This is a genomic window from Pandoraea terrigena (assembly GCF_902459705.1).
In the GTDB taxonomy this organism is placed as follows: domain Bacteria; phylum Pseudomonadota; class Gammaproteobacteria; order Burkholderiales; family Burkholderiaceae; genus Pandoraea; species Pandoraea terrigena.
Map to the genome: position 1 here is coordinate 133,851 of NZ_CABPRU010000014.1, position 10,671 is coordinate 144,521.

General features: G+C 62.4%; 8 protein-coding genes. 7 read left to right on the plus strand and 1 reads right to left on the minus strand.

Annotated elements, in window-relative coordinates:
- Nucleotides 1–71: 71 nt before the first annotated feature.
- Entirely contained in the window at nucleotides 72–1,406 is a 1,335-nt protein-coding gene (locus PTE31013_RS21940; RefSeq protein WP_150614757.1) for an MFS transporter, read from the minus strand.
- 160 nt (nucleotides 1,407–1,566) lie between these two features.
- Here PTE31013_RS21940 and cyoA point away from each other — a divergent pair, with 160 nt between their 5' ends.
- From cyoA to PTE31013_RS21975, 7 genes are all read left to right on the plus strand, one after another.
- Nucleotides 1,567–2,601 (plus strand): ubiquinol oxidase subunit II, encoded by a 1,035-nt coding sequence (gene cyoA / locus PTE31013_RS21945; protein WP_150614758.1) that lies wholly within the window; start codon nucleotides 1,567–1,569, stop codon nucleotides 2,599–2,601.
- A 65-nt stretch (nucleotides 2,602–2,666) separates the two neighbouring features.
- Nucleotides 2,667–4,658, plus strand: coding sequence for a cytochrome o ubiquinol oxidase subunit I (gene cyoB, locus PTE31013_RS21950; RefSeq protein ID WP_150614759.1), 1,992 nt, complete (start codon nucleotides 2,667–2,669; stop codon nucleotides 4,656–4,658).
- Nucleotides 4,651–5,319, plus strand: coding sequence for a cytochrome o ubiquinol oxidase subunit III (gene cyoC, locus PTE31013_RS21955; RefSeq protein WP_150614760.1), 669 nt, complete (start codon nucleotides 4,651–4,653; stop codon nucleotides 5,317–5,319). The genes cyoB and cyoC overlap by 8 nt, the downstream gene beginning before the upstream one ends.
- On the plus strand, nucleotides 5,316–5,717 hold the full coding sequence (cyoD, locus tag PTE31013_RS21960) for a cytochrome o ubiquinol oxidase subunit IV (RefSeq protein ID WP_150614761.1): 402 nt from the start codon (nucleotides 5,316–5,318) through the stop codon (nucleotides 5,715–5,717). The genes cyoC and cyoD overlap by 4 nt, the downstream gene beginning before the upstream one ends.
- A 12-nt stretch (nucleotides 5,718–5,729) precedes the next feature.
- Nucleotides 5,730–6,575 carry an SURF1 family protein gene (locus PTE31013_RS21965; protein WP_246174815.1) on the plus strand — a complete coding sequence of 282 codons (846 nt, stop codon included), beginning with the start codon at nucleotides 5,730–5,732 and terminating at the stop codon, nucleotides 6,573–6,575.
- 520 nt (nucleotides 6,576–7,095) lie between these two features.
- Nucleotides 7,096–8,718: a gamma-glutamyltransferase gene (gene ggt / locus PTE31013_RS21970; protein ID WP_246174820.1), complete on the plus strand. Its 1,623-nt coding sequence runs from the start codon at nucleotides 7,096–7,098 to the stop codon at nucleotides 8,716–8,718.
- 397 nt (nucleotides 8,719–9,115) lie between these two features.
- Complete coding sequence (locus tag PTE31013_RS21975) at nucleotides 9,116–10,366, plus strand: serine hydrolase (RefSeq protein WP_150614763.1); 1,251 nt, start codon at nucleotides 9,116–9,118, stop codon at nucleotides 10,364–10,366.
- The last annotated feature ends 305 nt before the right edge of the window (nucleotides 10,367–10,671 follow it).

Sequence of the window (10,671 nt, forward strand, 5' to 3'; positions counted from 1 at the left end):
GACATAAGTCAAACAGCGCGAACCCTGTCGCGCCGTCACGAAAGACGAGAAGCCGTCTGCCGCGCATGCGATCAATCGCGCGTCTCCAACGCCTTGTTGATACGCAATGCCAGCAGCGTGCAGACGGTGCCCGAGAGCAGATAGGCACTCACGGCGATCAGCCCGAACTCGGACGACAAGCCCAACGCCACGAGCGGCGCGAAGGCCGCGCCGAACAACCACGCGAAGTCGGTCGTCAGCGCTGCCCCGGTGTAACGAAAGCGTTGCTCGAAGTTCGAGGTCACGGTGCCGGCGGCCTGCCCGTACGACAAACCGAGCAGTGCGAAGCCGACCAGGATGAAGATGTCTTGCTGCGTCGATCCACCGCCCATGAGGAACGGCGCAAAGAGCGCGAACACGCCAATGAAGAGGGCGAAAAGGCCCAGCGTGGTGCGCCGGCCGATACGATCGGCAATGCGCCCGGAAATCACCGTGCACACGATGGCAATCGCGGCACCGCACAGTTGCACGATCAGCACGTTGTTCAGATCCTGGCTGTTCTGGAGCGCAATCCACGACAGCGGGAATACCGTCACCAGGTGAAAGAGCGCGTAGCTCGCGAGCGCGGCGAAGGCGCCGAGAAAGATGTTGTAGCCTTGCGAGCGTACCATCTCGCGCGTGCTGATCGGCTCCAGTTGGCCCTCTTCGAGCATCTCTGTGTATTCGTGCGTGACAACCAGGCGCAGCCGTGCGAACAGCGCCACCACGTTGACGGCGAACGCGACGTAGAACGGATAACGCCACCCCCACGTGAGGAAGTCGTCGGACTCCAGACTCCAGTGCAGGAACAGGAACAGCGAGGCCGCGATGATGAAGCCGATCGGCGCGCCCAGTTGCCCCATCATCGAATACCAGCCGCGCCGCTGCGGCGGGGCGTTCATCGCGAGGAGCGACGGCAGTCCATCCCACGAGCCACCGAAACCGATGCCCTGCACCAGCCGGAAGAACGCCAGCAGCCAGATGGCGCGATCCCCCAGCACCGAATAGCCCGGCAGGAACGCCATGCCGGCGGTCGCCGTGCCGAGCACGAACAGCGCGGCCGTGAGCTTGACACTGCGTCCCCAGCGGCGCTGCACGTTCATGAAGAGTGTGGTACCGAACGGGCGCGAAATAAACGCGAGGGAGAAGACGGCGAACGCGTACAACAAGCCATGCAGGCTATCGGCGAACGGGAAGAAAACGTGTGGAAAGACGAGGACGGCGGCAATGCCGAACACGAAGAAGTCGAAGTACTCGGACGTGCGTCCGACCACCACGCCGACCGCGATTTCTTCCGGCGCGATGCGGGACTTGTTCCCGTGATCGTGCGCCGTCGTTGCGGCGGTCACGCCGGGCGGCGTCGGCGATTGATGAGCACTGCTTGACATTATCGGACCCCCTCGCGGATCGGGATGACCATGACACTCGTGCCAGAAGAGCATCGCAGGTATCGTGAGTCGACGCCATAGGGTTTACCCTAAATTGCCGCTTCAGGGAGGGGAGTCCATGATGAACCCGGTCTGAGGCTACGGTTCCATCGATCGCAGCATGACTTCCCCCAAGCTCTTTCGCGGGATATTTTTACTCCCCGCCGCCGCGTTGCTGTCCGGTTGCAATACCGTTTTGATGTCGCCTTCTGGCGATCTTGCGGTAAGGCAGCGGGACATCATCATCATTTCCACTGTCCTGATGTTGCTGATCATCGTTCCGGTGATCGTGCTGACACTGGTCTTCGCCTGGCGTTATCGAGCGTCTAACAAACACGCCGTCTACACGCCCGAATGGGATCACTCGACGCTGCTCGAACTGCTGATCTGGGCCGCGCCGCTGCTGATCATCATTGCGTTGGGGGCGCTCACCTGGGTGAGCACACACAAGCTCGATCCCTACCGCCCGCTCGAGCGCATCGACGCCAAACGCCAGGTGCCGCCCGACACGCGCCCGCTCCGGGTGCAAGTAGTGGCCATGGACTGGAAGTGGCTGTTCTTCTATCCCGATCAAGGCATCGCGACCGTCAACGAGCTGGCCGCGCCCGTTGACCGCCCGATCCGCTTCGAAATCACATCCACCACGATGATGAATTCGTTCTTCGTGCCCGCCCTGGCCGGACAGATCTACGCCATGCCGGGCATGGAAACGAAGTTGCACGCGGTCATCAACAAGCCTGGTATCTATGACGGCTTCTCCGCGAACTTCAGCGGCGCGGGCTTCTCGGGCATGCGCTTCAAGTTCCATGGGTTGTCGGCAGTCGACTTCGACGCGTGGGTCAAGCAGGTCAAGGCCCGCGGAGACAACCTCACGCGCGACAAGTACGAGGCCCTCGCCCAACCCAGCGAATGGGTGCCTGTGCACTACTACGGCGATGTGGCGCCGAATCTCTACGACGCGATTCTGAACCGCTGCGTGCAGCCCGGACAGACCTGTCTGAAGGACATGATGGATCAGCCCAATCACCCGCACGCCAGCCGGGCGCGCACCGGCACGTCCGATTCGTTGCTTGCCGACGCGATGTGCACGGCGCAGAACACCGTGCAGTTCGCGTCCGGCGCACAGCGCGCCCCCGGTGTGGGACTCGCACAGTGACGCACACCGCGCCCAACCGTCGACAATGATGCGCCTCGTGCGCGATTGATCCCAGGCTCGAGCTTATGGACATCGTCAAGTTGATCTTCGGCCGCCTCACGCTCGAGGCGATCCCGTACCACGAACCGATCCTCGTCGCGACCTTTGCCGGGGTGGCATTCGGTGGCATCGTTGTGCTGGGTGTCATCACGTACTTCAAGCTGTGGGGATACTTGTGGCGCGAGTGGTTCACAAGCATCGATCACAAGAAGATCGGCATCATGTACGTGATCCTGGGCATCATCATGCTGCTGCGCGGCTTTGCCGACGCCGCGATGATGCGGCTGCAGCAAGCCATCTCGTTCGGCGGCAACATGGGGTATCTGCCGCCACACCACTACGATCAGATCTTCACCGCGCACGGCGTGATCATGATCTTCTTCGTGGCGATGCCGCTGGTGACCGGCCTCATGAACTTCGTGGTGCCGCTGCAAATCGGCGCGCGCGACGTGGCGTTTCCATTCCTCAACAACTTCAGCTTCTGGATGACGACGAGCGGGGCCATGCTCGTGATGCTGTCGCTGTTCGTGGGCGAATTCGCCGGTACTGGATGGCTGGCCTATCCTCCGTTATCGGGCATTCTGCAGAGTCCGAACGTCGGGGTCGATTACTACATATGGGCACTGCAGATTGCCGGGATCGGCACCCTGCTCTCTGGGATCAACCTGCTCGTGACCATCGTGAAGATGCGCGCACCGGGCATGACAATGATGCGCATGCCGGTCTTCACGTGGACCTCGCTGTGCACCAACGTGCTGATCGTGGCCGCCTTCCCGGTATTGACCGCCGTGCTCGCCCTGCTGGCACTGGATCGCTACGCCGGCACCAACTTCTTCACCAACGACCTCGGCGGCAACGCCATGATGTACGTGAACCTGATCTGGATCTGGGGCCACCCCGAGGTCTACATTCTCGTGCTGCCTGTGTTCGGCGTGTTCTCCGAGGTGGTCGCCACCTTCTCCGGCAAGCGCCTGTTCGGCTATGCGTCGATGGTCTATGCGACGGTCGTGATTACGGTGCTGTCATATCTCGTTTGGCTGCACCATTTCTTCACGATGGGCTCCGGCGCGAGTGTGAACTCGTTCTTCGGTATCACGACGATGATCATCTCGATACCCACCGGCGCGAAAATCTTCAACTGGCTGTTCACCATGTATCGCGGGCGCATCCACTTCGAAGTGCCGATGCTGTGGACCGTCGGCTTCATGGTGACGTTTGTCATCGGCGGCATGACCGGCGTGCTGCTCGCCGTGCCGCCGGCCGACTTCTCGCTGCACAACGGCCTGTTCCTGATTGCTCACTTCCACAACGTGATCATTGGCGGTGTGATCTTCGGGGTCATGGCGGCGATCACCTACTGGTTCCCGAAGGCCTTCGGCTACCGGCTCGACCCGTTCTGGGGCAAGTGCTCGTTCTGGTTCTGGTTCATCGGCTTCTACGTCGCCTTCATGCCGTTGTATCTGCTGGGCCTGATGGGCGTGACGCGCCGCGTCAGTCACTTCGACGATATGTCGTTGCAGATCTGGTTCCAGGTCGCCGCCGTGGGCGCGCTGCTCATCGCCATCGGCATCGGGTGCTTCATCATCCAGCTCGTGGTGAGCTTCATGCGCCGCGAACAGTTGCGCGACGACACGGGCGATCCGTGGAATGGGCGCACCCTGGAATGGTCGACGTCGTCGCCCCCGCCGGCCTACAACTTCGCGTTCACGCCGCTCATCCATGACAACGACGCCTGGTGGCAGATGAAACAGCACGGCTTCAAGCGTCCAGAGAACGACTTCATCCCGATCCACATGCCGAAGAACACGGGCGCGGGCATCATCCTCGCAGCGCTTGCGACGGTTTGCGGCTTTGGGCTGATCTGGCACATGTGGCTGGTGGTGATCGTGGCATTCGTGGCGCTGCTGGCGACCGCTATCGGCCACACGTTCAACTACCACCGCGAGTACTACATCCCGGCCGACCAGGTCGAACAAACGGAGGCAGCGCGCACGCGCCTGCTCGCGCAGCATGTCTGATACGACGGCAACCTTCCCGGCAGGCGGCGTCCCGCTCGGGGCCCACACGCCCAGCCCGCCGCACGACGGCGAGTTGAAGTTCATGCTGACGAGCGACTATCATCCGCCCAACGGGACGCTGCTCGGCTTCTGGGTCTACCTGATGAGCGACTGCCTCGTCTTCGCCTGCCTGTTTGCGGCGTATGGCGTGCTCGGGCGCAACTACGCGGGCGGGCCGACCGGCGCGGAGCTGTTCGAGCTGCCGCTCGTGGCGCTCAACACGACCTTCCTGCTGCTCTCGTCGATTACCTACGGCTTCGCGATGCTAGAGATGCAGCGGCGACGCCAGGGCGCGGTGCTCGGCTGGCTCGCGGTCACCGGCGTGCTCGGTGCGGCGTTTCTCTCGCTGGAACTCTACGAGTTCGCGAACCTGATTCACGAGGGGGCCGGGCCGTGGCGCAGCGCGTTCCTGTCCTCGTTCTTCACGCTGGTGAGCACGCACGGGCTGCACGTCACGTTCGGCATCGTCTGGCTCATCACCCTGATGGTGCAGGTCGGCAAGCACGGCCTGACCGCGCCCAACCGCCGTCGCCTGATGTGCCTGTCGATGTTCTGGCACTTTCTCGACGTGGTGTGGATCGGCGTCTTCACGTTTGTCTATCTGATGGGAGTGCTGCCGTGAGCACCCACGACTCGACCCTGCACGATGCCGACGGGCATGACCACGACCACGATCATGGCGAGGAAGGGCCGCACAGCACCTTGCGCGGGTACGCGACCGGCTTCATCCTGTCGGTCGTGCTTACCGCCATCCCGTTCTGGTTCGTGATGGGCGGCGTATTCGAGAAATCGAGTACCACCGCGATCATGATCCTGTTTCTCGGCGCCATTCAGATCATCGTCCACATGATCTACTTCCTGCACATGAACGGGCGCTCCGAAGGCGGCTGGAATCTGTTGTCGCTGATTTTCACGATCGTGCTGGTCGTGATCACGCTGTCGGGTTCGCTATGGGTGATGTATCACCTGAACCAGAACATGATGGCGGGTATGATGCAGGATACGAAAAACCTCCCTTGAACGGCATTTCCCTTGAGCAGCAATCGACTTAACGATTCGGGGGGCGCACAGCGTCCCCCGCGCACTTCCGGTGCGCCCTCCCGCCCCTCGCCGCTTCGGCTGGTCATCCTTGGCGTCATCACGTTGATGCTGGTCAGCGTCTTCGTCTCGCTCGGGACCTGGCAGCTTCATCGCCGCGCCTGGAAGCTCGATCTGATCGAGCGGGTGAATTCACGTGTGCATGCGCCGCCCGCCCCCGCCCCCTTGCGTGCCCAGTGGGCCGCCGTCAGCGCGGCCGAGGATGAGTACCGCCACGTCTCGCTCACCGGCACGTATCAGTTCGACAAGGACACGCTCGTGCAAGCCGTCACCGACCTGGGGGGCGGCTACTGGGTGCTCACACCGTTGCACACGGCAGATGGCGGCGAGGTGCTGATCAACCGCGGCTTTGTCCCGCCGGGCTGGAAAGAAGCCGTGCCGGCCGCCCCGTCGGGTGAGGTCACTGTCACCGGCCTGCTGCGCATGCCCGAGCCGGGCGGCGGATTCCTTCGCAAGAATGCGCCATCGGAAAACCTCTGGTATTCGCGCGACGTCGCGGCCATTGCAGCCGCGCGCGGACTGACGGCCGCCGACGTGGCGCCCTTCTTCGTCGATGCCGACGGCAAGCCGGGCGCCGATGCAAGCCGTGCGCTCGTCGGCGGCGATGCCGAAGCCATCACCGGCCAGGCACCGGCACGCGACTACCCTGTGGGTGGCCTCACCGTGGTGACGTTCCCGAACAATCACATGAGCTATCTGCTGACGTGGTATGCGCTGGCGATCATGTCGGCCGTGGCCGGCGGCTTCGTCATCCGGCTCGAACTGCGCAAGCGCGCCTAGTCAACGTGGTGACAGCGCAACAACCGCAAAGCGAAATCTTATTTTTCCGCTCCGTTTCGCCTGACGATCTTCCTCGTTTCGACCGGTTGGCGCCACCGCCATCTGACCCCTTATAGGCACAAACGCTTGTCGGCAAAGGCGAGCGAGCATGTCTTCGAAATGTCCAGGGCCACACGATCTCGCGCTGTGGCCCGTCACTCGGACGCGTGTCACATCTTTCCCCAATTCCCCGTTATGCGTTAACGTTCCATGGTCGACGGAGCTGTTAAGCATGCCGAAGTCTGGGCAGCGGAGACGTCGCCCCACAACCGTGCTGGCCTCAGGCACGGTTGTGGGGCGAGCTGCCGGTCGTGCGTCCGTCGCCAGCGAAGTTGAAACTCCCCCTATCTCGCTCGGACAAGAACACTTAAAGACGATGAAAAATCCAACCTTCTCCAAAGCGCTTCTGGCGACAGCCCTGAGCTGTGCACTGTTCAACGTTCACGCCGCCTCGCAGGCACCCGTCGGTGCCGAGAACGGCATGGTTGTCACGGCCCAGCACCTGGCGTCGAAAGTCGGCGTGGATGTGCTCAAGGCCGGCGGCAACGCCGTCGACGCGGCCGTTGCCGTGGGGTATGCGCTCGCCGTGGTGTATCCGGCCGCCGGCAACCTGGGTGGTGGCGGCTTCATGACGATCCAGCTTGCGGACGGCCGCAAGACCTTCCTCGATTTCCGCGAGAAGGCCCCGCTGGCGGCGACGGCCAACATGTATCTCGACAAGGACGGCAACGTCATCAAGGGTGCCTCGACCACCGGCTATCGCGCCGTGGGCGTACCGGGCAGCGTCTCGGGCATGGAATACGCGCGTGAAAAATACGGCACCAGGACGCGGGCGCAACTGATCGCGCCTGCCGTCACGCTGGCGGAAAAGGGCTTCGTGCTCGATCAGGGCGACACCGACATGTTGTGGACGTCGACCAAGAACTTCGAGAACGACCGCGCCAACTCGGGTGCCATCTTCCTGAACAAGGGCCAGCCATTCCAGCCGGGCGAGCGTCTTGTCCAGAAGGATCTCGCGCGTACGCTGAAGCTGATCAGCGCCAAGGGCACCGACGGCTTCTACAAGGGCGAAGTCGCCAACAAGCTTGTGGCGTCGATGAAGGCCGGCGGCGGCATCATCACGCAGGCCGATCTCGATCAGTACAAGACACGCGAACTGGCGCCGGTCGAATGCGATTATCGCGGCTATCACGTGGTCTCGGCGCCCCCTCCCAGCTCGGGTGGCGTGGTGATCTGCGAGATCATGAATATCCTCGAAGGCTACCCGATGACCGAGCTGGGGTATCACTCGGCGCAGGGAGTGCATTACACCATCGAGGCAATGCGCCACGCGTACGTCGACCGCAACAGCTATCTGGGTGATCCCGATTTCGTGAAGAACCCGGTCGCTCACTTGCTCGACAAGCAATACGCGGCCAAGATTCGCGCGGCCATCGACCCGCACAAGGCCGGCATCTCGCAGGAGATCAAGCCGGGGGTCGCGCCGCACGAAGGCAGCAATACCACGCACTACTCGATCATTGATCGCGATGGCAACGCGGTGTCGGTCACCTACACGCTCAACGACTGGTTCGGCGCCAAGGTCATGGCCAACGGCACGGGCGTGATGCTCAACGACGAAATGGACGACTTCACGGCCAAGGTGGGCGTGCCGAACCTGTACGGCCTGATTCAGGGGGAAGCGAATGCCATCGGCCCGGGCCGTCGTCCGCTCTCCTCGATGAGCCCGACCATCGTCACGAAGGATGGCAAGCCGGTCATGGTTGTAGGGACGCCGGGCGGAAGCCGCATCATCACGGCCACGTTGCTCACGATGCTCAACGTCATCGATTACGGCATGAATTTGCAGGAGGCTGTTGATGCACCGCGCTACCACCAGCAGTGGATGCCCGACGCGACCAACATCGAGCCGTTCGCGCTGAGTCCCGACACGCAGAAGATCCTTGAGAGCTGGGGCCAGAAGTTTGCCGGTCCGCAACCGGCGAACCACGTCGCCGCCATTCTCGTTGGCGCGCCGTCACTCGGCGGCAAGCCGGTCGGCAAGAATCGCTATTACGGTGCGAACGATCCGCGCCGCAACACGGGGCTCGCACTCGGCTATTGAACCGGCGGCGTGATCCGAACGGCATTCGGATGCCATGTGTTGAAGGGGCCGCTCTCGCGGCCCCATTTTTTGGGATAACGGCGAGCAGCATCGGCAAACGGCACCGCGCGACGCCAACGACCGTACCGTCCGGAACACTGCCGCTGTCTCCGACCCTTTCCCCGAACCGCCCCTTCCCATCCATGCAGCCTGCGTCTCGGCGCGTCCCGCGTCGGCGGCGCAGCAGTTGTAACGTTTTGTAAGACGCCGACCAGAGATTCAGGAACTCCTCGCCCGGGTATCGTCCAACAGGTTTCCCCGTGTATTGGGCCTGCATCGCGTTGGTCACCTCCACCGCGAGAGGTGCATGTTGCCTACACGTGCCGACCATCCCTTCCTACTTCGGAACCGCGCGAAGATGTCCGCTCTGTGGTACCCACCGTTCAGCCTGTTCTTGCCTCGACTCCCTCGTTTGCCACCACGCACCGAAGCGTTCGCTCGCCTGGTGCTCTTCGGATTGATGCTGCTCGTCGCCGGGCTACCGGTCAGCGATGCACTCGCGGCGACCGCCCATCATTCGAGTCACGGCAAGCACCGCCACCCTTCGGCGAAGAAGAAAAGAACTGTAGCAAAGACGCCGTCGAAGCCCGCGCGTCGGAAAGCCGCGGCCGCGCGGCCCGCGCACCAGCGATCGGCGCATCATCGGGCAAAACCCCATGCACGTCGCGAAGTGACGAAACCGCCGCGTCCGGCGAAGACTGCTGGGAAGCGCAGATCGACCGGTACGCCGCGCAAGGCGGTGTCGAAAGTGTCTCGAGTGGCGGGAACAGCGGGAGCTGCCGGAGCGAACAAAGCAGCGCCCGCGCAAGCGCGCACTACCGCCAAGCCGCGTCTGCTCGCGCGTTGCGGCTTCACACCGGCATCACGCAAACGACTTTTCTCACGCGCCGTCTATATCGTCGACGAGAAAACCAGGACGCCGCTCTTCTCCCTCAACGCCAACCAGGTGCGCCCGATTGCTTCGCTGTCGAAACTGATGACGGCCGTCGTATGGCTGGATAGAGGACCGGCCATGCGTACCCCGCTTACGGTCACGAATGCCGATATTGATACGCTCAAGTTCAGCCACTCGCGTCTGGCGGTGGGCTCGACGCTTTCGCGCGCAGACATGCTCCACATCTCGCTGATGGCGTCGGAAAACCGTGCTGCCGCTGCATTGAGCCGCGACTATCCGGGCGGACGAGCTGCCTTCATCGCTGCCATGAATGCCAAGGCGCGTGCCTTGAACATGCCCAATACGCGCTTCAAGAACTCGACCGGGTTATCGCCGCGTAACGTATCGACGGCGCGCGAACTGGCGCATCTGGTGCGAGCGTCGAATGGTTACCCACTGATCCGTCGTTATTCGATTGATCATCAGCAACGGGTGAATACGGGCAAAGGACAGTTGCAGTATGTCAATACGAATCGTCTGGTGCGCTACGGAAAAGTGGATGCAAGCGTTCAAAAGACCGGCTTCATCAACGAATCCGGGCATAACATGGTGATGCGAGTGATGGTGCACAAGCGGCGTCCGGTGATCGTGACGATGCTCGGCAGCGACACGCCGGAAGGCTCCCGCCTCGATGGCGTGCGCATCGCTCATTGGCTGTCCTGCTCACTGCGTTGAGGCAAGCGCGTGCGAATACGAGTGCGCTTCGGCATCGCATCGCTTGTCGGCATTGCACGTTGGTGTCTGCTGGCGTGCCGCGTTCCCGGACGGCTGTCGCAAATAGAAGCGGCGATTTGACGGCGATCACGCCGTTGAAACCGTGATCGACGGTGGTATTACAAGGTGCCACTGTCAGGCGACGCCATCCACGCGTGCCCGGCATTATCGGCGGGGGTTATCGGCGAGAGAAAAGCAAAAACCCCTTGCTACGCGTTGTAGCAAGGGGTTTTTAGGGGGAGCCTGACGATTACCTACTTTCACAC